Annotated in this window: 20 protein-coding genes and 1 pseudogene; 10 read left to right on the top strand and 11 right to left on the bottom strand. The window is 62.3% G+C overall.

The window, feature by feature from the left end:
• Window positions 1-93: 93 nt before the first annotated feature.
• From AB8B31_RS18340 to AB8B31_RS18315, 6 genes are all read right to left on the bottom strand, one after another.
• On the bottom strand, window positions 94-972 hold the full coding sequence (locus AB8B31_RS18340) for a transglutaminase family protein (RefSeq protein ID WP_032980791.1): 879 nt from the start codon (window positions 970-972) through the stop codon (window positions 94-96).
• A 5-nt stretch (window positions 973-977) separates the two neighbouring features.
• Window positions 978-3,395 (bottom strand): circularly permuted type 2 ATP-grasp protein, encoded by a 2,418-nt coding sequence (locus tag AB8B31_RS18335; protein ID WP_018243563.1) that lies wholly within the window; start codon window positions 3,393-3,395, stop codon window positions 978-980.
• A gap of 37 nt (window positions 3,396-3,432) precedes the next feature.
• Window positions 3,433-6,759 (bottom strand): DUF2126 domain-containing protein, encoded by a 3,327-nt coding sequence (locus tag AB8B31_RS18330; RefSeq protein WP_018243562.1) that lies wholly within the window; start codon window positions 6,757-6,759, stop codon window positions 3,433-3,435.
• Between the two features lie 103 nt (window positions 6,760-6,862).
• Window positions 6,863-8,245 (bottom strand): sensor histidine kinase, encoded by a 1,383-nt coding sequence (locus AB8B31_RS18325; RefSeq protein WP_018243561.1) that lies wholly within the window; start codon window positions 8,243-8,245, stop codon window positions 6,863-6,865.
• The gene (locus AB8B31_RS18320; RefSeq protein ID WP_017967883.1) at window positions 8,242-8,919 is read right to left on the bottom strand and encodes a response regulator; all 678 of its coding nucleotides are present in this window, start codon (window positions 8,917-8,919) and stop codon (window positions 8,242-8,244) included. Before AB8B31_RS18320 ends, AB8B31_RS18325 begins: the two co-directional genes overlap by 4 nt.
• Before the next feature lie 97 nt (window positions 8,920-9,016).
• Window positions 9,017-10,885 (bottom strand): adenylate/guanylate cyclase domain-containing protein, encoded by a 1,869-nt coding sequence (locus AB8B31_RS18315; RefSeq protein ID WP_018243560.1) that lies wholly within the window; start codon window positions 10,883-10,885, stop codon window positions 9,017-9,019.
• A gap of 434 nt (window positions 10,886-11,319) precedes the next feature.
• Here AB8B31_RS18315 and AB8B31_RS18310 point away from each other — a divergent pair, with 434 nt between their 5' ends.
• From AB8B31_RS18310 to AB8B31_RS18280, 7 genes and pseudogenes are all read left to right on the top strand, one after another.
• Entirely contained in the window at window positions 11,320-12,189 is an 870-nt protein-coding gene (locus AB8B31_RS18310; RefSeq protein WP_026188527.1) for an ornithine carbamoyltransferase, read from the top strand.
• Between the two features lie 183 nt (window positions 12,190-12,372).
• A pseudogene (locus tag AB8B31_RS18305) lies at window positions 12,373-12,894 on the top strand (GNAT family N-acetyltransferase); the annotation flags it as partial.
• Window positions 12,895-12,989: 95 nt separating this feature from the next.
• Window positions 12,990-14,036 carry an ABC transporter substrate-binding protein gene (locus AB8B31_RS18300; protein ID WP_018243557.1) on the top strand — a complete coding sequence of 349 codons (1,047 nt, stop codon included), beginning with the start codon at window positions 12,990-12,992 and terminating at the stop codon, window positions 14,034-14,036.
• Window positions 14,037-14,415: 379 nt separating this feature from the next.
• On the top strand, window positions 14,416-15,360 hold the full coding sequence (locus AB8B31_RS18295; protein ID WP_018243556.1) for a Bug family tripartite tricarboxylate transporter substrate binding protein: 945 nt from the start codon (window positions 14,416-14,418) through the stop codon (window positions 15,358-15,360).
• Window positions 15,357-15,848, top strand: a complete 492-nt coding sequence (locus tag AB8B31_RS18290) for a tripartite tricarboxylate transporter TctB family protein (protein ID WP_018243555.1) — start codon at window positions 15,357-15,359, stop codon at window positions 15,846-15,848. Before AB8B31_RS18295 ends, AB8B31_RS18290 begins: the two co-directional genes overlap by 4 nt.
• Window positions 15,849-15,936: 88 nt before the next feature.
• On the top strand, window positions 15,937-17,454 hold the full coding sequence (locus tag AB8B31_RS18285) for a tripartite tricarboxylate transporter permease (protein ID WP_018243554.1): 1,518 nt from the start codon (window positions 15,937-15,939) through the stop codon (window positions 17,452-17,454).
• A gap of 260 nt (window positions 17,455-17,714) precedes the next feature.
• Entirely contained in the window at window positions 17,715-17,885 is a 171-nt protein-coding gene (locus AB8B31_RS18280) for a hypothetical protein (protein ID WP_018243553.1), read from the top strand.
• Between the two features lie 94 nt (window positions 17,886-17,979).
• On the opposite strand, the gene AB8B31_RS18275 is transcribed toward AB8B31_RS18280, so the two are convergent.
• Window positions 17,980-19,071, bottom strand: coding sequence for a DUF475 domain-containing protein (locus AB8B31_RS18275; protein ID WP_018243552.1), 1,092 nt, complete (start codon window positions 19,069-19,071; stop codon window positions 17,980-17,982).
• 354 nt (window positions 19,072-19,425) lie between these two features.
• On the opposite strand from AB8B31_RS18275, the gene AB8B31_RS18270 reads away from it, so the two are divergent.
• Complete coding sequence (locus tag AB8B31_RS18270; protein WP_018243551.1) at window positions 19,426-19,656, top strand: hypothetical protein; 231 nt, start codon at window positions 19,426-19,428, stop codon at window positions 19,654-19,656.
• Window positions 19,657-19,715: 59 nt separating this feature from the next.
• Window positions 19,716-19,898, top strand: coding sequence for a hypothetical protein (locus tag AB8B31_RS18265; protein WP_018243550.1), 183 nt, complete (start codon window positions 19,716-19,718; stop codon window positions 19,896-19,898).
• 56 nt (window positions 19,899-19,954) lie between these two features.
• Here the strand turns inward: AB8B31_RS18265 and AB8B31_RS18260 are convergent, their stop codons facing one another.
• Window positions 19,955-20,467 (bottom strand): MgtC/SapB family protein, encoded by a 513-nt coding sequence (locus AB8B31_RS18260; RefSeq protein WP_018243549.1) that lies wholly within the window; start codon window positions 20,465-20,467, stop codon window positions 19,955-19,957.
• A 234-nt stretch (window positions 20,468-20,701) separates the two neighbouring features.
• Between AB8B31_RS18260 and AB8B31_RS18255 the strand changes: the two genes are divergently transcribed.
• The gene (locus AB8B31_RS18255) at window positions 20,702-21,427 is read left to right on the top strand and encodes a hypothetical protein (RefSeq protein WP_026188526.1); all 726 of its coding nucleotides are present in this window, start codon (window positions 20,702-20,704) and stop codon (window positions 21,425-21,427) included.
• 156 nt (window positions 21,428-21,583) lie between these two features.
• Here the strand turns inward: AB8B31_RS18255 and AB8B31_RS18250 are convergent, their stop codons facing one another.
• From AB8B31_RS18250 to AB8B31_RS18240, 3 genes are all read right to left on the bottom strand, one after another.
• Window positions 21,584-22,078, bottom strand: a complete 495-nt coding sequence (locus AB8B31_RS18250) for a hypothetical protein (protein WP_020572931.1) — start codon at window positions 22,076-22,078, stop codon at window positions 21,584-21,586.
• Between the two features lie 443 nt (window positions 22,079-22,521).
• Entirely contained in the window at window positions 22,522-23,565 is a 1,044-nt protein-coding gene (locus AB8B31_RS18245) for a porin (protein WP_018243546.1), read from the bottom strand.
• Window positions 23,566-24,119: 554 nt separating this feature from the next.
• Window positions 24,120-24,314: a hypothetical protein gene (locus tag AB8B31_RS18240; RefSeq protein ID WP_018243545.1), complete on the bottom strand. Its 195-nt coding sequence runs from the start codon at window positions 24,312-24,314 to the stop codon at window positions 24,120-24,122.
• Window positions 24,315-24,337: the final 23 nt, after the last annotated feature.

The following is a 24,337-nucleotide window of genomic DNA, read 5'->3' as shown; positions in this document are numbered from 1 at the left end:
CTGTGAGGTGATATTAGGCACGCCCCTCCTTTCCGCTGTCCTTACGGCGTCAATAGAATTTTAACGAATCGTCGGATTTTTCCAGTTTTGGGATTATTTCAGGGGGATCACGTCGACCGCCTGGACGGCGCGTTGGCCGCCATAGCTTTTCAATACGCCGATGACGGGAACGACGTCGGAATAGTCCCGCCCATAGGCGACGACGATGTGGTCCATGCCGGCGGGGATGTTGTTGGTCGGATCGAGTTCGATCCAGCCGATCGTCTCACCGCACCAGATCCTGACCCAGGCATGCATGGCGTCCGCCCCTTCCAGCCGCTCCTTGCCGGGGGGTGGGATGGTGCGCAGGAAACCGGAGACGTAGCCGGCCGGAATGCCGAGGCTTCGGAGCGCCAGGATCATGATGTGGGTGAAATCCTGGCAGACGCCGCGCTTCAACTTGAACGCCTCGAGCGGCGTCGTGTCCACCGTCGTCGCGTCGGGGTCGTAGGTGAAATCCTTGTTGATGCGGGCACAGAGCGCATGGGCGATCTGCATCGCCGTCAGATCAGGCATGGCGCAGCTTCGCGCATAGTCGGCGATCTCGCGCGCTTGGGTCAGGCGCGGGCTATCGCCAAGGAAGTGGTGCGGCGAATCCGGCGCCAACGACCAGATGCCTGATATCTCCTCCGGCAGGTCGGCAAGCAGCGGCGAGAAATCGGCGGCGATCGGCTGGCTTTCCACCTGCACGCGGGCTTGCATGCGAATGTCGAGCGTCTCGTGCGGCGCGCGCAGCATGAAGGAGGTGGTGGGATGATGGAAGAAATCGACGAAATGTGACTGCTCGTCCGGCGTCGGCGAGATGGTGATCGAGCCGGCGACCAGGCGCTGCCGGTTGGGCAGCGACAGCGGCATCAGGCGCATGACGTGGCGGGCGCCGGAGGCCGGCACGTCGTAGATGTAACCCATGTGGAGGGAGAGATCGTAGAGCATCGCCGTCACCCGAGATAGGTCTGGGCGAGCAGATCGGAAAGCTGCTCCAATTCGCGTTCGAGCCGTTGATAGACCTCGACCCCCATGCCCTCCGGCGTCATCACCGCCAGGCCGGAATGGAGCCGCATCGCCTCGCGGTAGAAGGGCGACATCTGGCCGTTGATCAGGGCATTCGGCAGCTGCTCGACCTCGTGGTGGATCTCGTTCACCTGGAAGAGGACCGAGCGGGGGTTAAGGGGGTCGAGCGCCAGCAAGTCGGTGACGGTCAGCCGCGCCGTGTTGACGTTGTAGCGGCGGCGGTGGGTCATGACGCTGTCGCCGATCTCGAGCAGCATGTCGAGGGCGCCGTCAGGCGCTTCCGGGCCGGACATGTGGCCGAGCAGGCGCGTCATGTGCAGGCCGCGCTCGATATAGCGTCCGAGCGAGAGGAAGCGCCAGCCGGTGAAGCGGTACATGTTCTCGTGCACAAGGCCGGCGAAGCCCGCGAGTTTACGCAGAAGGATCGTCATCGCATGGCTGGCATCGTCGCCGGCAGCGACGGTGACGTGAAAGCGGCGGGCGGTCTTGGCGAGATCGTTGAGTGCCAGCCAGCCGTCCGGCGAGAAACGGTCGCGGATGTTGCTCGCCGAATAGACGGCGCTGTCGATGTTGCGCAAAAGCGTTTCCGGCACGGCCTCGGCGGTATCGATATCGACGGCCGTGAGATACTCGGAGACATCGGCGAGCAGCGGCTGGTTCGGATCGGCAGCTTCGGCGTAACGCGCATGCCAGGCGCGCAGGATGCGCAGCGCCCCTTCGGCGCGTTCGATGTAGCGGCCGAGCCAGAACAGATTATCGGCTGCCCGGCTCGGCAGGCTGCCCGGCATGTTGCGGGTGAAGCTGCCCTCGGCCGGCAGCAGCGTGTGGCGCTCGACCGGCTTGTCACTGACGATCCAGACGTCGGCGGCCGCTCCGCCCGACTGCATGGCGATGGCTGCGACATCGGCGCCGGAGCCGATTCGGGCAAACCCGCCGGGCATGATCTGCCAGCCATTTGCGGTGCGGGCGGCGAAGACGCGCAGCGACATCGGCCGCGGCACGAGCTTGCCGTCAACCCAGGCCGGCGTCGTCGACAGCGTGACGACCTCCTGGCCGACCAGTTTCGGGCCATCCGAATTTAGCCAGTCGGTGATGGAATCCCTGGCGGTGGCACGCAGCGAGGAGCCGAGCACGGATTCGCCGTTGTCGTCGAAGAAGGGCGCCCGGGAATAGGCCGGGCCGATGACCATCTTCTCGATATTCTTTGCGACGTGCTCACGCTCTTCCTTCTGGCCGCACCACCAGGTGGCGATCGAGGGCAGTTGCAGATCCTCCCCCAGCAGACGGTGGCAGATGGTCGGCATGAAGGCCAGAAGCGCCCGGGTTTCGAGAACGCCGGTGCCGAGCGCATTGACGATGGTGACGCTTTCGGCGCGCAGCGCTTCCACCAGGCCGGGCGTGCCGATATGCGAATTCTGGTTCAGCTCCAGCGGATCGGCAAAGGCCGAATCGAGACGGCGCCAGAGTACGCCGATCGGCTTCAGACCGGCGACGGTGCGCACCATGACGCGGCCCTTGACGACGGTCAGGTCCTCGCCCTCGAGCAGCATGAAGCCGAGATAGCGGGCGATGTAGGCGTGCTCGTAATAGGTCTCGTTGGCGGGGCCGGGCGTCAGCACGGCAATGCGGTCGTCGCCCGAATGTTTCATGCCCTGAAGCGCGTCGCGGAAGGCACCGAAGAAGGAGGCGAGACGGTGGACCGGGGTTTCGGCGTAGATATCCGAGAAGGCCCGGGTTGTCGCGACGCGGCTTTCCAGCGCGAAACCGGCGCCTGAGGGCGCCTGCGTCCTGTCGGCCAGCACCCACCAGTTGCCGTCAGGTCCGCGGCCGATCTCGAAGGCGCAGAAATGCAGATAATGGCCGGAGCCTGGCCGGATGCCGGCGAGCGGGCGCTGGAATTCGGGATTGGCGGCCATCAGCGCCGGCGGCAGGACGCCTTCCTCCACCAGTCGGTTGTCGCCGTAGATATCGGCAACGATCGCCTCCAGCAGGTCGGCGCGCTGGACGAGGCCCGCCGACAGTGTCTTCCATTCGCGCTCGTCGATCAGCACCGGGATATGCGAGATCGGCCAGGCGCGTTCGCCGGTGCCTTTGCTGCCATAGGCGCGGTAGAAGACTCCCGCATCCCGGAGGTAGCGGTCGGCGCGGGCGAAACGCTCGGCGAGATCCTTTTCCGGCATCGTGCTCAGATGCGAGAGGAAACGCTGCCAGACCGGGCGGACAGCGCCTTTGTTGTCGACCATCTCGTCGGCGGAACCAGGAAGCGGCGCATAGTCGAAGGCCGCATCCTTGATGATACGTTCCTCTGCCTCTCCCCTGCGCTCCGCTGCCGGCCTCTTACCCATCAAAATTCAGCCTTACCCCCGGCCCCAATCCTCGGCCTTAAATTCCGGCGGGCCGCCTCAAATCCAGCGTCAGCGGGAATTCAAGCGAACCTGTCTCGGCGCGCGGGATATAACCGCCCGCCGTATGTCCCCACGGCTCGAAGCGGGCGAGCCGCCTTGCTTCCGCCTCGTTGCCGTTGACCGGGAAGGTGTCATAGGTCCGGCCGCCCGGATGGGCAACATGATAGATGCAGCCGCCGATCGAACGCTTCGACCATGTATCATAAATGTCAAAGGTCAAAGGTGTGTTGATCGGCAGGACAGGATGCAGGCCGGAGGACGGTTGCCACGCCTTGTAGCGGACGCCGGCCACCGACACGCCGGCGGTGCCGGTCGGCGTCAGCGGCAGGGTGCGGCCATTGCAGGTGACGGTATAACGCGCGGTATTGCTGGTTTCGAGCCGCACCTGAAGGCGCTCGACGGAGCTGTCGACGTAACGGACGGTACCGCCCGGCGCGCCTTCCTCGCCCATGACATGCCAAGGCTCCAGCGCCTGACGCAGTTCCAGCTTCGAGCCCTCATATTCGACTTCGCCGCAGAAGGGGAAGCGGAATTCGAGCTGGGCCTTGAACCATTCCGGGCTGACGTCGAAGCCGTTTTCACGAAGGTCGGCAAGCACGTCGAGGAAATCGGCCCAGACGAAATGCGGCAGCATGAAACGGTCATGCAGGGTCGTACCCCAGCGGACAAATTTGCCGTCGACCGGGTTGACCCAGAAGCGGGCGATCAGCGCGCGCACCAGCAATTGCTGGGCAAGCGACATGCGTGCGTTCGGCGGCATCTCGAAGCCGCGGAACTCGATGAGGCCGAGCCGTCCGGTCGGGCCGTCGGGCGAGAACAGCTTGTCGATGCAGATCTCGGCACGGTGGGTGTTGCCGGTGACGTCGGTCAACAGATTGCGGAACAGGCGGTCGACGAGCCAGGGCAGCGGCTGCTGGCCGCGGCCGGGAGCGGCGATCTGCGCCATGGCGATTTCCAGCTCGTAGAGGCTGTCGTGACGAGCCTCGTCAATGCGCGGCGCCTGGCTGGTCGGCCCGATGAACATGCCGGAGAAGAGGTAGGAGAGCGAGGGATGGCGCTGCCAGTGGAGGACGACGCTCTTCAAGAGATCGGGACGTCGCAGGAAGGGGCTGTTGTTCGGATTGGCGCTGCCGACGACGACGTGGTTGCCGCCGCCGGTGCCGGTATGACGGCCGTCGATCATGAACTTGTCGGCGCCGAGCCGGGTGGCGCGCGCCTCCTCGTAGATCGCCGTGGTGATGTCGACGCAGTCCTTCCAGTTCGAGGCAGGATGAATGTTGACCTCGATGACGCCGGGATCCGGAGCGACGCGGATGACGTTGATGCGCTCGTCCTGCGGCGGCGGGTAACCCTCGATGTGGACCGGAAGCTTGAGTTCGGCTGCGGCGTTTTCGGCAGCCGCGATCAGCTCGAGATAGTCCTCGATGCGCTCGACCGGCGGCATGAAGACGCAGAGCCTGCCGTCGCGCGGCTCGACCGACATGGCGGTGCGCACGGCACCGCGAAGTTCGCCGAGCGTCTGTTCGATCCGGCCGCGATTGCTCTCGTCGGCATGGAAAGAGGCTTCCGGCATGGCCCGGCCGGCCGGTACGAAGACATCTGGCAGCGGTCCGCGCGGGATCGTCGGATCGGCGGGGTGGATATAGGGATAACGCGCCGGGGGGACATAGGGCAGCGTGCCGAGCGGCAGGCGATAACCGATCGGGCTGTCGCCCGGGACGAGGAAGATCTTGCCGCGGCGGGTGCGCCATTTCTCGCTGATCCAGACTCGGCTTTCCGCTGCCTTGGCGTTCCAGGCCTGGACCGGAAGGACGTAACCGGTCGCGACGGTGAGGCCGCGGGCGAAGACGCGGGCGATGCGGTTGCGTTCCTCGGGATCCTTCAGCTTCGAATTTGCCGGATCGACATTTTCGGGAAGGTTGCCTTCCTTGATGATCCAGTCGGCCGGATCCTCATAGGCCGGCTGCACCATCTCAGGTTTGATCGCCAGTTCCTTTGCGATCGCCGTCAGGAGCTTCTCGGCATCTTCGGCGGTGACGCCGGTATCCTTGCCTTCGGTGGCGACCAGATCGAGGTTCTGCCAGACCGGCTTGCCGTCGCGGCGCCAGTAGAGCGAGAAGGTCCAGCGCGGCAGGCTTTCGCCCGGATACCATTTGCCCTGGCCGTAATGCAGGAAACCGCCGGGGGCGAAACGTTCTTGCAGCTTGCGGATCAGGATGTCGGCCTTTTCGCGCTTGGTCGGGCCGACTGCGGCGGTGTTCCATTCCTCCGACTGGAAATCGTCGATCGAAACGAAGGTCGGCTCGCCGCCCATCGTCAGATGCACGTCCTCGGCTTCGAGGACACGATCGACCTTCTCGCCGAGTTCGTTGAGCTCCTCCCAGCTTTCATCGGAGAAGGGCTTGGTGATGCGCGGGTGCTCGGCGACGCGCGAGACCTTCATGTCGAAGGCGAACTCGGTTTCGGCCTCGCCGAAATAACCGCCGGAAATCGGGGCGGCGTTGCGATAATGCGGCGTTGCGGCAAGCGGGATGTGGCTTTCGCCGGTCAGCAGGCCGGACGTCGGATCGAGGCCAACCCAGCCGGCGCCGGGCAGATAGACCTCTGCCCAAGCGTGCAGATCGGTGAAATCGACTTCGGTGCCGGAGGGGCCGTCGAGCGCCTTCAGGTCCGGCGTCAGCTGAATGAGATAACCGGAGACGAAGCGGGCGGCGAGGCCGAGATGGCGAAGGATCTGGACGAGCAGCCAGCTGGTGTCGCGGCAGGAGCCCTTGGCGCTTTCCAGCGTTTCCTCCGGCGTCTGCACGCCGGTTTCCATGCGGATGACATAGCCGATCTGCCGCTGCAGGCGGGCATTGAGGCCGACGATCATATCGACCGTCGGCTGGTCGGGCGACCAGTCGAGAGTCGGCAGCAGCGCCTTCAAGCGCGGACCGGCCGGCTCCGGCGTCATGTAGATCGACAGATCCTCCTGGATCGTTTCAGGGTATCCGAAGGGCCACTTGGTCGCCTCTTCCTCGACGAAGAAGTCGAAGGGATTGTAGACCGTCATGTCGGCGACGAGATCGACCTCGATCTTGAATTCCGACACCGGATCCGGAAAGACGTAACGGGCAAGGTAATTGCCGTAAGGGTCCTGCTGCAGGTTGACGAAATGATTGGAGGGCGTGACCTTCAGCGAATGGCTGAGCACCCGTGTCTTCGAATGCGAGGCAGGTTTCAGCCGGATGATCTGTGGGCCGAGGCGGACCGGCTTGTCATAGGTGTAATGCGTCAGATGATAGATGCTGGCTTTGATCGACATATTTCTCTTTTTATCCGGCGCGCATCGTCGTGCGGCTTGCTGTTCCCGAAAATCAGTGTGTGCAATGCAGCGAAAGAAAGCAAGGCGGAAAGGTCGACGGCTCTTACGCCGCCTTGGCAAAGGTGACGGCCGCTTTCAGGCCTTTGCCATCTGCGCCCGGTTCCAGTGTCAGGTCGGCGTTGAAAAGATTGGCGATTTCTTCGACGATCGGCAGGCCGAGGCCGGCACCGGGCGCACCGGACTCATTGCCGCGCGAAAAACGCCGGCGCACCGCCTCCAGCTTCTCGCGGGGAATACCGGGGCCATTGTCCTCGACTTCGAGGCGGATCGTCTCTGACGCGGCGATAATACGGACGGTGACCTCAGCTCCCTTGCCGGCATAGGCGATGGCATTGCCGGCAAGGTTGCGCAGCATTTCGCCGATCAGCAGCGGCTCGGCGCGGACCATCGCCGGGCTTTCGCCCTCGAAGCCGAGATCGATGCCGGCGACGGCGGCCGTCGGGATTTGCTCGCCGGTGATTTCCTGAGCGATGGCGGCAAGATCGATGGCGGAGGCGGTCAGTGCCTCCTTGGCGGTGGCGGCGTCGATCTTGGCCATCAGGAGAAGCTGGGCGAGGATGCGTTCGGCATGTGCAACCGCCTGGTCGCCCTTCAGTGCCGCCGCCTGGGCCTCATCAAGCGAGCCGGCGCGGGCGGAAAGGGCAAGCTGGGTGCGGATGATCGCCAGCGGCGTGCGCAACTGATGGCTGGCATTGCCGGTGAAATGGCGCAGCGCATCGAGCGCCGATTGCAGGCGGACCATGAAGGAATTTACCGTATCGACCAGTGGTTCGACCTCGCTCGGCACGGTCTGCTTAATCGGATGCAGGTCATCGGGGCTGCGTTCGCCGATGGCGTCGCCGAGCTTGTAGAGCGGGCGCAGAGCCACCGTGACCGAGATCCAGACGATGACGGCCGCGCCGGCGATCATGAAGGCGAGGCGGAGTGCGGAGCGGACGAGGATCGCCTGCGCCAGTTGCCGGCGGCCGATGGTGGTTTCGGCGACCGTTACGGCGAAGGGCACGGAGCGGATGCCCGTCGAGGCGGAGCGCTCGAGGGTGGCGACGCGGATCGGCTCGCCGCGGAACGTGTCGTCGGCGAAAGCGGCCACACCGCCTGGCGTCTTGTCCAGCACCGGCAGGGACTGGTAGCCGGTGATGAATTGGCCCGGCGGGCCGTCGACGCGGTAGAAGACGCGATCCTGCGCGGCCGAGGTCAGCATTTCAAGCGCGACATAGGGGATATCGACCTGCAGCGTGCCGTCTTCGGCGACGACGACCCGCTCGGCGATCGCTAGCGCTGAGCCGGCGAGCACGCGGTCGGAGACGATGTTCGAGGTCTGGACCGCCTCGCGATAGGTATCGGCGAGCGCCAGCGTGCCGATGACGGCTGTCGAGACGAGCAGCCAGAAAAGCAGCCGGCGCCTGAGGGAATAGGCGGCTTTCATGAGGCCTCGGGCAGCTTGTCGAGATAATAGCCGATGCCTCGGGCGGTCTTGACGGTCAGGCCGTGCGGCGAGAGGCGCTTTCGCAGGCGGCTGACATATTGCTCGATGGCGTTTGCGGAAATGTCGTCGTCGAAGGCGGTCAGCGATTGAATGATCGCCTCTTTGGCGACGACCTTGCCGGCCCGCATGAAGAGGATTTCGAGCAGGCCGAGCTCGCGAGCGGGAATATCGAGGGGCGTGGCGCCCGATGAAAAGGTGCGGGAATTGAGATCGAAGGAGATGCCGCCGAAGCTGACCGTCGCCGAGCGCAGCCCGGCCTGGCGGCGCAGCAACACGCGCACACGGGCCTCGAATTCAGCGATGTCGAAGGGCTTGATCAGATAGTCGTCGGCGCCGAGATCGAGGCCCTTCACCCGTTCTTCCGGCGTGCCGCGCGCGGTCAGGATGAGAACGGCCGCCTGGTTCTGCCGGGCGCGCATGGCGCGCAGCACGTCGAGCCCGTCCATCTCGGGCAGGTTGAGGTCGAGGATCACCAGATCGAAATTTTCCGCGGCGATGACCGCATTGGCAGACGCCCCATCATGGACGACATCGACGGCATGACCCGTGCCGCGCAAGATCGCCGACAGGCCGTCGGCCAGCGCGATATTGTCTTCGGTGAGCAGGATGCGCACGGATGTTTCCCCTGTTTTTCAAAGGAGATTACAGAGGTGGCGGAGCGATGTCACAGCGATTTTGAAGATTCGGTGAACGGCCGGGAAAGCCTCGATTTCAGCTCCCGGTTCTTTCGATCCGCTCGCGCTGTGTCATCGCGGCGGCGAGGAGTTTCCGGAAGCGGGGATCGTCGCGGATGTTGTCGAGGTCGGAATCATTGTTGAACCATTTGATATGGTAGACGGAGCTGTTCGGCAGCAGCCTCTCAAGAAGGTCGATCGACTGGTCGACATCGCCGAGGACGGAATAGACGCAGGCGAGATTATACTGCGCGACGATGTCATCGGGATCGATGGCGATCGCGCGGGCAGCCCAGTCGCGTGCCCTCGCCGCGTCGCCGAGATGGGCAAGCGCCAGCGCGCCGCGATGGGCCGGGCCGGAATTTTCCGGATTGAGGTTCAGGGCGCGTTCGGCGCGCAGCAGGCCGAGGCTTGCCCAGTTTTCCGTGTCCACCATACGGCCGAGCGAGCGGTAGGCGGACATCAGATGGATCGGTGAGACATAGTCATCCGGACGGATTTCGGCAGCGCGGGTGAAATATTGAACGGATTCAGCAAAGTTACCCCGCATGAAGAAGAACCGGGCATAGTGGAAATTCGCCTCGAAGAGGTTCGGGTCGAGCGCCAGGGCACGTTCGAAGGCCGCCGCCGCCCTATCATCATAACCGCTCTGATGTAGGGCCAGGCCGTGCGAGGCATGGGCCTCGGGGAGGTCGGGATCAAGCGCCAGGGCACGAGCGCTCATGTCGAGGATGCGCCGCAGCGGCACGTCATCAGGAGCCCAATCGCGGATCGCCGCGTCGCAATCGGCAATGCCGGCATAGGCGCGAGCATAATCCGGGTCGAGCTCGACCGCCTTGCAGAACATGCGCCTTGCGAGCTGGAGATAGGATTTGGTCCAGGTGTGGGAGAGCTGGCGGCCCCTGAGATAATAGGTGTAGGCCTCGACATTGGCGGTCGGCTCCGTCGCGATCGCCTTCTTCTCTTCCGGCAACAGACGCACCTTCAACTGGCCGACGATCGCATGGGTGATCTCGTCCTGGATGGCGAAGATGTCGGTCATGTCGCGGTCGTAACGCTCGGCCCAGAGATGGTCGCCATTGGCGGTGTCGATCAGCTGGCCGGAAATGCGCACACGATTGCCGGAGATGCGGACGCTTCCCTCGAGCACGTAGCGCACGCCAAGCTCCTGGGCGAGCCGCTTCACCTTCACCGATATGCCCTTGTAGGTGAAGATGGTATTGCGCGGCACGACGTGCAGGCTGGAGATCTTGGAGAGATCGGTGATGATGTCTTCGGTAATGCCGTCGGAGAAGTAATCCTGATCTGCATCACCGCTCATATTGGTGAAGGGCAGTACCGCGATGAAGCAGGTATTGCGGTTCTGCGCCACCAATCTGGCGGAGGTGGGCGGCGCCAAGCTGACGGTATAGACCTGAACGGGCTGCCTGATGTTCTTCAGCATATGTTCGCCGATGAATTCGAAGCCGAGATTGAGGCGTGAGCCGACCTGATCGCGCACCGAGGCCGACACGGCGATGCCGCCCGGCGCTGCGATACGTTCAAGCCTGGCGGCGAGATTGACGCCATCTCCGAATATGTCGCCGTTCTCAACCACGACGTCGCCGAGATTGATGCCGATGCGGAATTCGACGCGCTCGTCCTTGGGCACGTTCTCGTTGCGGGCGGCCATGCTGCGCTGGATTTCGGCGGCGCAGGCGACCGCGTTCACCACGCTCTGGAATTCGGCAAGAATGCCGTCGCCGGTGAGTTTGACGATCCGGCCCTTGTAGTCTGAAATACGAATATCGACCAGCTCGCAGCGATGGCGGTTCAGCGCCTGCAACGTGCCGGATTCATCGATGCCCATCAGTCGGCTGTAGCCGACGACATCCGCAGCGAGAATAGCGCTCAGTCGTCGTTCCATGACCCCTCCCATGGATCTTCCCAGATTAGTCTAGCTTTTTATAGAGTTTTTGTCGCGTAGAGTCGTCCCCCGAATAAGAAATTCGGGCGGTTTCGACGTTTTTAATACGGCAGCGCGACCATATAACGTCGTCGATCTTCATCAATACTCTAAATGGGTGAAGGATGGAGCCAGCCTCTAATCCTTTGTGATGAAAAGGGGATTCTAATCGGAGAAAGCGGGAGTGTTCTGCTTTGGTCGATGCTTCCGGGATCGGCATCATTAAACCTATCGCGGATCGATTAAGGCTTGAGCCGGACCCAGGGGCATGGCTTGGACGACGAATCGCGAGGTATCCAACGCGGTATGCAATGTGATTCGCGGTTGCTTCGGCGATTGCCGTGAGGCCAGCGAAGGGTATTGTGGCGACGTTTCATGCCTGACGGAGATTTTAGATGACAGGTTCGGCCCGGAATTTTCTGGAGTTTCATGATATTCCGGAGGCCGGGCTTCGATCGATTGTCGCTCGCGCCGGCGAGCTCGCCGAAGCCTGGGATGAGCGTGCGATGCCACAGAGCCTTGCGGAAAAACGCGTCGCGCTGATTGTCGACGACGGCGGCTGGCGCAATACGACCGCCTTCGATCTCGGCATCCAGGCGATGGGTGGTATCTGCGTGCAAGTGCCGATCGCCTTCAATACCAGGGAGGAAACCGGCGATCTCTCGGGTTATCTCGGCAACTGGTTCGACATGCTGGTGATCCGCACGAAGGAGCTTGCGACATTGAAGGCGGTGGCGGCGGCCTCGCCGGTGCCTGTCATCAATGCGCGCACACGCTCCAACCATCCCTGCGAGACGCTCGGCGACCTTGCCTATATCAAGAGCCGGCGCGGCTCGATCGACGGGCTGAAGGTCGTTGGCGTGGCGGCGGACGCAAATATCCTCCGCTCCTGGGCCGAAGCGTCGATCGTATTGCCGATCGAGGTGGTGCAGGTCTATCCCGAACGCTGGCACATCTGTGACGCCGCGCTGTTCAACAGACGTTTTCGCGTGAGCACCGATATGGGCGAGGTGCTGGATGCCGACATCGTCATCACCGATTCATGGCCGGGTGACGCTGTTGGCGACGCGCTTACCAGCTACCGGATCGGGAGCGATCTGCTCGATCGGCTGGGGGAGGATGCGATCTTCCTGCCATGCCCGCCGGTTCGGCGCGGCGAGGAGGTGACGGCCGAAGCGATGGAGCATCCGCTCTGCCAAAGCCGCGCCGCCAAGGCCTTTCTGCTGCATGCGCAAAATGCGCTGATGGAGTGGGTCGCGACCTAGAGCGGTTCAGCTTTCAGGGAAGCGCAGAACCGCTCCAGCCTTTTGTTTTTACGCAATTCCCGGCAAAACCGCTTCGCGCTTTGCCTGGGAAAACCGCTTCGCGCTTTGCCTGGAATTGCTCTAATCCGGCCTTCGATCTCCACTTGCGCAACAGGTTCGTGATAGAAGGGCGGGGATCGGGAGGTTGGGCGGATGGGAGAGTTGACGATCGAACTCGCGGAAAGCCCGACGGAGGTTGCCGCGGTGCGGGATCTCTGCCGATCATTCCGGCAATGGCTCTATGACAACTACCCCCAGCATCGGCCGGTAGTCGATCTCTATTACAATCCGCAAAAATTCGAGGCGTTGCTCGCCGGCCTGCCGCAGATTCACGAAAGGCCGAAGGGTGCAATCTTCCTGGCGCGGCTTGATGGAGAGCCTGTTGGCTGCGTCATGCATCAAGAGCAAGCGCCGGGCATTGCAGAGATGAAAAGGCTTTTCGTCTCGGCGGCGGCACGCGGTCGCGGTGTCGCTGCGGCACTCTGCGAGGCATCGATGGCAAGGGCAAAAGCCGACGGTTATCTGTCGATGCGGCTCGATACCGGCATTCTGCAGACGGCAGCGCAGGGGCTCTATCGCCGCCTCGGCTTCCGCGAACGGGATGCCTATTATCCGGTCCCGCCGGAACTCGAGCAGATCCTGCTCTTCTTCGAGCGCGATCTCTGACCCCGCAAAACAGGCAGCGAGGCCACCGTCTGGCCGGCGCCCTTGCTCCTCCCGGCGCGCTCGGGCATTGTTGCTGCATGAGGAGAGTTTTCATCTTGCTGCTGGCGCTCTGGCCGGGCTTTGCCCTGGCCGATCAGGTGTTCTATACGGCAAAATCCGGCAATGCCGATGCGCCGGTACTGACGGTTTATTCCTCGCTCGACGAGCCGTTGGCGCAGCCGATGATCCGGGGTTTCCTGGAGGCCAATCCCGATGTCGCAGTCAAATACGAGGACATGCTGACTGGCGACATCTACGACCGGATCGTCAAGGAGACGGATGCCGGCAAGAAGACGGCGGATTTTGCCTTTTCCTCGGCGATGGACCTGCAGGTGAAGCTTTCCAACGACGGATATGCGCAGGTCAGCAACCTGCCGATGAGCGCTGCATGGCCGAAATGGGCGAACTGGCGCAACACCGCCTATGCGCTCACCTTCGAGCCGGCGGTGTTCGTCTATCACAAGCCGAGCTTTGCGCACGAGCCGGTGCCGAGCTCGCGGGCTGAATTCGTCGATTATCTGAAGCGCAAGGGCAACGAGGTCTATGGGCGGATCGGCACCTACGATATCGAGCGCTCCGGCGTCGGCTTTCTTTTCATGGCGCGCGACCAGGAACAGTTCGGCGACATCTGGTCAGTGATCGGGGCGATGGGGGCTGCCGGCGTCAAGCTTTATTCAACGAGTTCGGCGATTCTCGAACGCGTTGCCGACGGGCGCTTCGTGCTCGGCTACAATATTCTCGGTTCCTATGCGGCCGACTGGGCCTCGCGGAATCCCGACGTCGGCATCGTGCTGCCGAAGGATTATACCGTGGTGATGTCGCGGATCGGGCTGGTGCCGCAGGCGGCCGCCGAGCCGGAGCTCGGGCGGCGCTATCTCACCTTCTTCATGTCGAGGGAAGGGCAGACGATCCTGGCGCGCGAACTGCAGATTCCGGCCGTGAGCCCGGAGGTCGCGGGGGAGAATACCGCCAACACGCTGCAGGAACTGCTCGGCGCCCAACTTCGGCCGGTGCCGGTCAGTCCCGGGCTGATGGTCTATCTCGATCAGGTGAAGCGAGCACGGCTGATCGCGCATTGGAACGAGGTTCTACGGATGCAGTGAAGGCGTCAGCTTTCGGCGGGCTGGCCCTCCTTAGAGAGCTTTGGGTCGCTGCGCCCGTAGCTCTTATCAGAAAGGCTCGCGGCCATGCTTCGCGGCGGCCAGTGGTGCTGGCCATGCGGCAGCGAAGAACCGGAATGAGACCGCCGTCCGCCAATTACGGCAAAAAAGTGTCCTGTCCTTCTGGATATCTCGCCGATGTCAGCTAAATGACAGCTTGTTGTGGTCGCTTTGGCTACTTCTTCTCCGTGGAGGCGGAGAGCTGAAGCCTTGGGAGGTATTCCGCTCGTCATTCAGGACCCTTGCGTCCGCTGGCCGGCCCATTCCTCCCGATTCCCAGAGAACAACAGGCGGTCTGCTCAGCCGCCACGGAGGACACATCGTGAAGCATACGTTCATCGCAACTCTTCTTGCCGCGACTATCGCGCTGCCGGCCTATGCGGCCGATTACACCATCATCGCGCCGGCCGCTCCGGGCGGCGGCTGGGACCAGACGGCTCGTTCGCTGCAAACCGCGCTGCAGCAGGAGAAGATCTCCGGCAACGTGCAGGTCCAGAACGTCCCCGGCGCCGGCGGCACCATCGGCCTTGCGCAGTTCAGTAGCCAGGCTGCCGGCAACCCGAATTCGCTGATCGTCGGCGGCTATGTCATGGTCGGCGCGATCCTTACCAACAAGTCGCCGGTGACGCTCAAGGATGTCACGCCGATTGCCCGTCTGACCGGCGAGTATGAGGCCGTCGTTGTTCCTGCCGCGTCCGAGATCAAGACGATGGCCGATCTGGTCGCGGCGCTGAAGAAGGATCCGGGTGCGGTTTCCTGGGGTGGCGGTTCTGCCGGCGGCACCGACCACATCACCGTCGGCTTGATCGCCAAGGCTTCCGGCGTCGATCCGACCAAGATCAACTATGTCGCCTTCTCCGGCGGCGGTGAAGCCCTCGCCGCCATTCTCGGTGGCCAGGTCACGGCCGGCGTGTCGAGCTATAGCGAGTTCGAATCGCAGGTGAAGTCGGGCACGCTCCGTCTTCTCGCCGTATCCAGCGATAAGCGTATCGACGGCGTCGATGCCCCGACGCTGAAGGAAGCCGGCACCGACGTCACCATCCAGAACTGGCGCATGGTCGCCGCAGCCCCCGGCCTGTCGGCCGAGCAGGTGGCAAGCGTCACTGCCGATTTCGAGAAGCTGCACAGCTCCGCAACCTGGCAGGAAACCCTGAAGACCAAGGGCTGGGCCGACACCTATCTCTCCGGCGATGCCTTCAAGGCGCAGCTCGAGAAGGATGTCTCGGCCACTGAAGGCATTCTCAAAGATATCGGACTTGTTCAATGAGCGAGGATAACACCTCCTCGGCAACCGAGCGTCGCCCTGATTGGGCGGCGTTCATCATTGCCGTTTTCCTCTTCGTCGTCGCCGGCGTGATAGCCTGGGATGCCTTGCATCTGAAAACGATTGCGCAATACGACCGCATCGGTCCGGCAACAGTACCTCAAGTGGTGGCGTTCGGCCTCTTCTGTCTCGGGATCTGGACTGCCTTCGAAGCCTGGCGCGGCGATTTTCCCGAACGTGACCGGCAGGAAGTGGCGCCCGTCATCTGGATCGTCGCCGGTCTTGCCGGCCAGATGCTGCTTTTGCGCGCCGCCGGCTTCTCGATCGCGACCGGCATCCTCTTCGCGCTGACGGCACGCGGCTTCGGCAAGCGTAAGCTCTGGATCTCGCTGCCGCTGGGCATCGTCCTTAGCTTCGTCGTCTGGGCGATCTTCTCGCAGCTGCTGCAATTGACGCTGCCGGCCGGCCCGCTCGAACATCTGTTCTTCTGACCGCGCGGACGCGCTGTCAGCTCTTTTGATTTTGCGCGGCGCCTGACCCCGAAATCGGACGGTCGGGAACGCCGCTTGGGACACCAAGATGAGCACATTCGAATTCCTATGGCAGGGTATCCTGGTTGCGATGCAGCCGATGAACCTGGTTTATGCGCTGGTCGGCGTGACGCTCGGCACCGCCGTCGGCGTGCTTCCCGGCATCGGCCCGGCACTCACCGTGGCGCTGCTGTTGCCCGTCACCTACAAACTCGATCCCGGCGGCTCGCTGATCATGTTCGCCGGCATCTATTACGGCGGCATGTATGGCGGTTCGACGACCTCGATCCTGCTCAACACGCCGGGTGAAAGCGCCTCGATCGTCACCGCGCTCGAGGGCAACAAGATGGCGCGCGCCGGGCGCGGCGGACCGGCGCTGGCGACGGCGGCGATCGGCTCCTTCGTCGCCGGCCTGATTGCGACGCTCGGGCTTGCCTTCATCGCTCCCTATATCGTCAAGCTGGCGCTGGTCTTCGGGCCGCGCGAATATTTCGCACTGATGGTGCTTGCCTTCGTCACCGTCTCCTCGGCCTTCGGCGACTCCGCCTTGCGGGGCCTGACCTCGCTGTTCATCGGCTTTGCGCTCGCCATGGTCGGCATCGACCAGCAGACAGGGCAGGCGCGACTTTCCTTCGGCATCCCGGACCTGCTCGACGGTGTCGAGGTGACGACGCTTGCCGTGGCGATGTTTGCGATCGGCGAGACGCTTTATATCGCCGCGCAGGGCAACCGGATCGCGGAGAAGGTCGAGGCGGTCAAGGGTTCGCTCTGGATGACCGCTGAGGACTGGGCGCGTTCGTGGAAGCCCTGGCTGCGCGGCACGCTGATCGGTTTCCCGATCGGCGCGATGCCGGCGGGCGGCGCCGAAATCGGCACGTTCCTCTCCTATGCGACCGAAAAGCGGCTGGCGAAAAACCCGGAAGAGTTCGGCCATGGCGCAATCGAAGGCGTGGCCGGTCCCGAGGCGGCGAACAACGCCTCGGCCGCCGGCACGCTGGTGCCGCTTCTGACACTCGGCCTGCCGACGACGGCGACGGCGGCGATCATGCTCGCCGGCTTCCAGCAATACGGCTTGCAGCCGGGGCCGCTGCTGTTTGCCACCAATCCGCAGCTCGTCTGGGGACTGATCGCCAGCCTGCTCATCGCCAATGCGATGCTTTTGGTGCTGAACCTGCCGATGATCGGGCTCTGGGTGCGGTTGCTGACCATTCCAAAGCCGTGGCTCTATGCCGGCATCCTGCTGTTTGCGACGCTTGGGACAATCGGCGCCAATCCATCCGTGTTCGAGCTCGGCATGCTGCTCACTTTTGGCCTGCTCGGCTATGTGATGCGGCTCTTCGGCTATCCGATCGCGCCTACCGTCGTCGGCCTGATCCTCGGGCCGCTTGCCGAACAGCAGCTGCGCCGGGCGCTGGCGATCAGCCAGGGCGATGTGACGACGCTGGTGATGTCGCCGATCGCGGCGGGTCTGCTCATCGTTGCAGCCGCCGCCTTCCTCATCCCGCTGATTCTGCGGCTGCGTGGCAGGGGCCAGGTGCTGTCGCAACTGGCGGCAAACGAAGACTAGCGCATCGGCCCGAAATCGGAATCGATTTTCGGAAAGCACGATGCGCAGATTTCAAAATGAGATCGTCCTTTGTGCGTCCGAAAGGACGCACGGCGCTCTAAGAAGAAAAAGACGACCCACCCCCTCCCTCGAGGCCGGCTATGGAGACATGTGCCGGCCTGCTGTTTTTTGCATGGCTGAGGTGATTTTCTGAGCATTGTGGAGGTCTGTGCGCGATGCCATCTATGAGTGGTCAATCATAGAGCAAAAGGAAAAGGACAATGTCCGCACTCCGCAATTCAATCCGTACGGGTTTCTTTGGCCGCGCATTCGCCGTCCTTGGTGCTGCAAACGCGGTCAGCGCCGCCGTTGAAGCAGGCCGTCGCCCGCGTGCCGGCGACCTCAGGGAGCTCGGTATCGACCCAGCCTCCTTCGGTCAGGTCTCCCGCTAACACCTGCAAGCCATGCATGAATGAATTAGCCCGCAACCGGATGGTCGCGGGCTTTATTTTTATCCCTATGGGTGCCGCCCAGCGGCTTGCATTGTCAGGCGTGAAGTTCCTCCTGCCGGGCGACGTGACCCTCGACCTTTTCGCGCCTGTTGTGGCGGATGGATGACCAGAGGGACAGGCCGATCAGCGCCGCGCCGCCGAGGCCGGTGATGACTTCGGGGATGTGCACCATCGTCTGCGCATACATGATCACCGAGAGGATCAGGATGGCGTAGAAGGCGCCATGTTCGAGATAGCGGTATTCGGCAAGCGTTCCCTTCTCCACCAGCATGATCGTCATCGAGCGCACGTACATGGCGCCGATGCCAAGGCCGATGGCGATGACGAAGAGGTTCTGCGTCAGCGCGAAGGCGCCGATGACGCCATCGAAGGAGAAGCTGGCGTCCAGCACCTCCAGATAGATGAAGGCGCCGAGGCCGCCCTTGGCGGCAGCACTCATCGTCTGCTGCGAGGCATCGAGCAGCCCGCCGACCACCTCGACCGCGAGGAAGGTAAGCAGGCCGTAGATGGCGCAATGGACGAAGACGGTGGCTTCCTCGCCGCCGATCAGCCAGGAGAAAACCAGCATCAGCGCCAACACGAAGGCGATCTCAATACCCTTGATGGTGGCGGAACGTGCCATCATCTTTTCAAGACCGCCAATCCAGTGCACCTGCTTCTCGTGATTGAAGAAGTAGTTGAGCCCGACCATCATCAGGAAGGTGCCGCCGAAGGCTGCGATCGGCAGATGCGCGTCGTTCATGATGCGGGCATATTCGGCCGGCTCGCGGGCGGCAAGCACCAGAGCATCCCAGGGGCCGATCTGTGCCGCGATCGCGACGATCGCCAGCGGGAAGACGATGCGCATGCCGAAGACGGCGATGATGATGCCCCAGGTGAGGAAGCGCTTCTGCCAGACCGGCGTCATCTCCTTCAGCTTGTTGGCGTTGACGATGGCATTGTCGAAGGAAAGCGATATCTCCAGCACTGCAAGCACCGTGCAGATGAAGAAGACGGTTGCCATGCCGCCGATGGTGCCCGTCGTCTGCCAGCCGAGCACGGCGCCGAGAACGAGGCCGAGGGCAGTAACGATGAAAGCCCAGCGGAAATAGCTGAGCGAAGATTTATGGGTCACGGACTGGTTCATGGCCGCACCTCGCGGCCGCAAATCGCATTGAAGAGGGGTGATATATTGGAAAAACGCGACATGCCATAACGGGCATGCGGGTCAGGCATGGTGAGCTTGTTCATCGATGAAAAATCCGCCGGCTAAGCTGCAGGCGGTACCGACATCACGAGAGCGCCGTAAAAACTCTCGCCAGAGGGGCCCGGCACCAAAGTTCCCCCGTCAGCCGATGTCTGGGAGGCTGCAGGATAGGCTCTAGGTAATGAGCTTCCCGGGCCAGTCAAGGCCGACAGGCATATCGAGATTGGGTAATTTTTTTTGGAACCATCCTGATGCCCGTCCGTTGGGCACTGTTGAGCTTAAAAAAGGAGGCCGATGATGCACACTTCGACCCATGTTCCCGACAAGCGCACGGAGGCGTCCGACCGCATGAAGCGGGCGAAGCCAAACCGCATGCAGAAGGCGCAGGTGCTGCCGCCGCATCATGTCGATCTGACCCTGACGCCCGGCGTCTATCACGACATTCACGTGCCCGCCCATGTTACCGGCGCAGACCTTTCCAAGGGTGGTCCCGACATTAAAGGCAATGCTGACACCAAGAAATAACGGATATTCCGGAGGCCTCTTTGGCGCTGACGGTAGATTTGAAACAGGGTGAGAAACATATGACGATCAACTTTGTGCCCCGCGAGATCTTCATCCGGCACGAAAGTGAATGGCAGGCCGTACGCGAGGCGGCGGACGAGCGCATCAATATCGGCATCGGCGAACGCCAGAAGCCGCTTTCGTCCATCGGCGGTACGGCATCGGTTGGGAAAAACGATCCTTCGGCCGCACGCTCCGAATGACCAGCAGACAGTCACGCTGATACGAACGCCCGGCATGATGCCGGGCGTTTTGTTTTCTATTGATGGTCATCCCGATCGATACGCTGTCCGGAGTTAAAGCCGAATCGTTGCTCGAGCTTACCGAAAGCGAAGAGCACACAGATGGCGGCGAGCGTCGTGAAGAAGGCGATCGGCCAATAGCCGAAGCCCATGGCGAGGCCGATCGCGCCGGAGAGCCACATGCCGGCGCCCGTCGTCAGCCCGTGCACCCGACCTCTGGCAAAGACGATCATGCCGGCGGCAAGGAAAGCGACGCCGGCGGTTACGGCTTCGATGACACGCAGCGGATCGATACGCACCTGCTCGTCATCGGCGAAACCCGGCATGTGCACGGCCTCGATCGAGATGATGGCAAAGAGGGCCGCGGCAAGACTGATCAGAATATGGGTGCGGAAGCCTGCCGGGCGGTCGCGTGCCTCGCGCTCGAAGCCGATCAGTGCGCCGAAGACGATGGCGCCGAGCAGACGGGCGAAGATGACCGGATAGTGGATGCGCGACGCCGGTATCATGTCGGCGATGATGAGATCCATGGATTTTTCCCCTAGAATAGATGGAATTTTTCGCTGGCTAACGTGTAAGCGCGGAATTTGTTCAGCTTTTTCCTCGTCGTGTGTTTCAGGCGCCGCACAGGCCCCGCTGGTGCGCCCCGGCGCTTTCCTGTCATTGGAGGAAAAGATCGCCGAACCAGGCATCATCCTGTCGCCGCGCCAACCTTTCGGAAAGGATTGGGCAGCGATAATCCCGGCCTCACGGGAATCGGACAGATGGCCAAGACAGCGACACGCGGCCGCCGCAAGGCGCCGGCCAGAGGAAAGAGCAAAGCGCGCAGCAGCGGTGGCGGATTGCTGCCCTGGGCGGTGATCGGCATTGCCGCGATCGGTGGCATCGTCGCTCACGACCATTGGAAGAGCATCCAGCCGATGCTTGCAAGGCAATCGGCGCCGATCACGCGGGAAACGGCGGAGCCGAAACCCCTCGTCAGGAAGGACGTGCCTCCGAAGCAGGTGGCGCTTGCCGCACCCATGCCGAAAGCCGTATCGCCGGTGCCACAGTCGCAGCCGCTGCCGCCGGCCGCGATCCCGACGCCGATGATCCAGCCGATAAAAGCAGTGCCGTCCCCGGCCTCTCCTGCCGTTTCGGAAACCGGGAGGGTCGCTTTCGGCTATTGCGGGCAGGGCGCCCATATCAATTGCGTCGGCGATGGCGGCGTGTTCTGGTACAAGGGCGAGAAGATCGTGATCGCCGACATGGCAAGCCCTGTCGTCGACCAGGCCCGCTGTGACGGCGAACGCAGGGTGGCCTTTGCCGCCAAGTCACGGCTGCTGGCACTTCTGAACGCTGGACCCTTCACGATGAATGCCGCGGGCAAGACCGAGTCCTCAGGCGCACCGCGCGTCGTCTCGCGCGACGGGCGCTCTTTCGGCGCGCAACTGATCAATGAGGGACTGGCACGCAAGCCGGGGGCTGCCGGTAGCGCCTGGTGCGCCTGACGGCAATTCAAAATGCTACAGCGTCCTTTGCGCGTCTGAAAAGACGCGCGGCGCTGTAGAGCATTTCCATTCTCGAATGCACGGAAACGCTCTCGCTTTGTTTTCAGGCGATTCCCGACGCAAAACCGCTGCGCAGTTTTGCTGGAGTTGCTCTGGCTATTTGCCTTTTTTCACCAGCTTGCCGCCGGTGCGGAAGCTGCCGGTGAAGGAGGAATCCTTGCTTTCTGCGGTGCATTCGATCGCAATCGGCTTACCGGCATAGGGATTGCCGAAGGTGCAGAAGCCGGCAACCTTGACCTCCCCGGTCATCTTGTTGCCGACACCCGTGGTGACGAGGCTGAGCGGCAGGCGGGCATTGCCGTTGGAGGCGGGCTTGATGCCGCCGCCGTCGCCCTGGAAGCCGAGCGCCTTGCCATCCGAAGTGAAGATGAAGGTCACCAGGCCATTGACCAGGGTGACGCTGGCAAGCTCGTTCTTGCAGCCCTTGGTGGCGTCGAACTTGGCGACAACAAGCTTGGCGCATTTGCCGGAAAGCGTGATGACGCCAGGCGCGCCGGGAAAAGTCTCGGCGGGTGCGGCTGGCGCGGCAGAGGCCGGCAAGGCGAAGGCAGCGGAAAAAATTGCGGCGGCGGCACGCGCGGATAACTTCATTTCGATCTCAAAACCCCATGTCCTGTCGAGGCGAATCACCACCTCATGCTCGGTTCGCCATGGCATGGCTCTGTGTCCGAATTTGGCTCCGTTATTCCAGAGGCACAAAAATTTCGTCGGCCGCCGGGCGGGCTCGGCGATCGGCGGCAGGTGAGTCAAAAGTTGGTTGAGCCTGCTGGTTACAGGGTCCAGCAATGACATAGGCTGCCGGACATCGGCAACGAACCGATGTGACACGACCGTAGCAAGGCGCTCATCGCGCGCCTGCCATCTTGGACGCACTTCTGGTCAAGGGGAATGGGCCCAGGCAGGGAAGTCCAGGCCCATTCTTTCCCGATCGGAGGTCAGTCAGATCAGGAATTTGTAGCTGCCGGTCCAGAGCATGATGCCGAAAAGTATGAGCGGTTTTCGGACGACATCCTGTTCTAGCCGGCAGCCTTTTGTCAGAACGCGCGCTGCAGGCGGAAATAGCCCGAGGTTACGTCTTCAGCATTGTCCGGATCGAGGTACTGAACCGAAACCTTTGCCGAGAGGTTTTCAACGATCTGGTAGTCGATCGTTACGCCGGCCTTCCAGGCGTTAACGTCGTCGTTGAACTCGCCAGCAGTGATGCCGTAATTGTCGTAGTACTGAACGGCCGGGGTGATCTTCAGCTTGTCGGTCGCCTTGATTGCGTATTCAGCAGCGATGGCCCACTCAGCCTTGTTGTAATAGGCGTTCGGGTTGGTCGCGTAGACGACTGCGAGGCCGAGCGTGCCCGGACCGACAGCAACCGTACCCATAGCGCGGACGGCACCTTCTTCGTTGTCGGTGTCGTAACCAGCAGTGATCTGGTAGCTGAATGCTCCAGCCTTGCCCCCGAGACCGACTGCAACGCCGAAGTTGTTAGCGGTTTCGCCATCATAGAACGGGCTGTCTTCCAGCTCGTCGACGCTGATGCCAGCGTAGAAGGCGTCGGTTTCGTACTGATAACGGATAGAGTTGTGCAGCGTTACCGGAGAACCGATATCGTCCGTTTCGCCGGAGAGACCATCGTCCCACCAGGAGTAAAAGAGACCAGCGCGGAAACCTGCGATGTCGATGTAAGCAGAGTCCAGCTGGGCCTTCTGGGCAGAAGCGTTGTCAGCATTGAACTGCATGACGATGACGCCGGTCAGCGGACCATATTCGGTGTCGCTCTTGGCCGTAAACTGAACCTGACCACGCGTACGGGCATCCCAGTCCGAGTCGTTGGCGACAGAACCACCGCCGGCGGCGCCGATCGAGCTGGCGTGCGGAGCCACGTCAACCTGGAAACGGACGTAACCGTTGATCTTGAGGCAGGTTTCGGTGCCCGGGATGTAGAAGTAGCCGGTGCCGTAGGCGTCGCAGACGCGAACGTATTCAACCGGTTCCGGTTCGGCAGCAACGATAGCGTCAGCTGCCTGAGCGCCGGGTACTGCTGCAAGTGCAGCAGCGGAGCCGAGAAGAAGGCTCTTGATGTTCATGGAATAACCTCCAGTTCAGATGCAAGAGGATGAAGACCGTCTGCGCTCGGCAGTCCCTACGTGTCTTCACCCCGTGTGACCGAAGCGGCACCTTTTTGGGTCGGTGCCTGCCTCGCCGCGGAAGTTACATAGGGGATGTTGCACTGCAACGACATTGTCGATCGTGACAGCAGGCTGTCACTGCTATGTTGCTGAAATCACACGCATTTTGTCATAAACCCGTCATCTGTCCGTCACAAAGCTCGCGCTTCCGAATGCTTGAGCAACGAGGGGCTGAACTTCGGCAACGGTATGCAATTGATGATCGCGTGAGCACGTCCTCATATGCGAAAACGCCATCGCTGCAATCTGCACGAATCGGACAAAGCCGAACAATGCCCCAGGACATACCGATGTCGGGCCACAGCTTCTCACCGGCAGTGATCGGTGACTGGCGAATGTCGCCTCGACGGGAAGCAACGAAGACGCGCTTTTGCTGGAACTGCTCAATTTGCCCTCTTTCACCAGCTTGCCGCCGGTCGCTCGGGCGTCGAACGGGGAGAGCAGTCGTCTCGCTAGGGATTTTTGAAATCGTCCCAGAGGATCGCTACCCCAGCCGCGAGGATCGTGATCGGAATTAGCCAAAGCTTGATGCTAATGGGTTCGACGACATGAAACTGCATATAACCGAAACCGAGGAGGCCAGCCCCAGCCAGGGCGAGGCCGAGGATTATGGATATCGCTTTACGTGTCCGCGTCCTTTGCGTCATACGTCCTCCTATTTCCCGCGTGT

This window comes from Rhizobium sp. 62_C5_N11_2 (assembly GCF_051811185.1).
GTDB lineage: Bacteria > Pseudomonadota > Alphaproteobacteria > Rhizobiales > Rhizobiaceae > Rhizobium > Rhizobium leguminosarum.
Note: the sequence above shows the minus strand (reverse complement) of the source record. Positions and strands in the feature narration are given on the sequence as shown.

Bases quoted from the DNA above. Each gene is read 5' to 3' on its own strand.
- AB8B31_RS18340 (WP_032980791.1), bottom strand. From the start codon at position 972: ATGCTCTACGATCTCTCCCTCCACATGGGTTACATCTACGACGTGCCG.
- AB8B31_RS18335 (WP_018243563.1), bottom strand. From the start codon at position 3,395: ATGGGTAAGAGGCCGGCAGCGGAGCGCAGGGGAGAGGCAGAGGAACGT.
- AB8B31_RS18330 (WP_018243562.1), bottom strand. From the start codon at position 6,759: ATGTCGATCAAAGCCAGCATCTATCATCTGACGCATTACACCTATGAC.
- AB8B31_RS18325 (WP_018243561.1), bottom strand. From the start codon at position 8,245: ATGAAAGCCGCCTATTCCCTCAGGCGCCGGCTGCTTTTCTGGCTGCTC.
- AB8B31_RS18315 (WP_018243560.1), bottom strand. From the start codon at position 10,885: ATGGAACGACGACTGAGCGCTATTCTCGCTGCGGATGTCGTCGGCTAC.
- AB8B31_RS18310 (WP_026188527.1), top strand. From the start codon at position 11,320: ATGACAGGTTCGGCCCGGAATTTTCTGGAGTTTCATGATATTCCGGAG.
- AB8B31_RS18290 (WP_018243555.1), top strand. From the start codon at position 15,357: ATGAGCGAGGATAACACCTCCTCGGCAACCGAGCGTCGCCCTGATTGG.
- AB8B31_RS18285 (WP_018243554.1), top strand. From the start codon at position 15,937: ATGAGCACATTCGAATTCCTATGGCAGGGTATCCTGGTTGCGATGCAG.
- AB8B31_RS18280 (WP_018243553.1), top strand. From the start codon at position 17,715: ATGTCCGCACTCCGCAATTCAATCCGTACGGGTTTCTTTGGCCGCGCA.
- AB8B31_RS18275 (WP_018243552.1), bottom strand. From the start codon at position 19,071: ATGAACCAGTCCGTGACCCATAAATCTTCGCTCAGCTATTTCCGCTGG.
- AB8B31_RS18270 (WP_018243551.1), top strand. From the start codon at position 19,426: ATGATGCACACTTCGACCCATGTTCCCGACAAGCGCACGGAGGCGTCC.
- AB8B31_RS18265 (WP_018243550.1), top strand. From the start codon at position 19,716: ATGACGATCAACTTTGTGCCCCGCGAGATCTTCATCCGGCACGAAAGT.
- AB8B31_RS18260 (WP_018243549.1), bottom strand. From the start codon at position 20,467: ATGGATCTCATCATCGCCGACATGATACCGGCGTCGCGCATCCACTAT.
- AB8B31_RS18255 (WP_026188526.1), top strand. From the start codon at position 20,702: ATGGCCAAGACAGCGACACGCGGCCGCCGCAAGGCGCCGGCCAGAGGA.
- AB8B31_RS18250 (WP_020572931.1), bottom strand. From the start codon at position 22,078: ATGAAGTTATCCGCGCGTGCCGCCGCCGCAATTTTTTCCGCTGCCTTC.
- AB8B31_RS18245 (WP_018243546.1), bottom strand. From the start codon at position 23,565: ATGAACATCAAGAGCCTTCTTCTCGGCTCCGCTGCTGCACTTGCAGCA.
- AB8B31_RS18240 (WP_018243545.1), bottom strand. From the start codon at position 24,314: ATGACGCAAAGGACGCGGACACGTAAAGCGATATCCATAATCCTCGGC.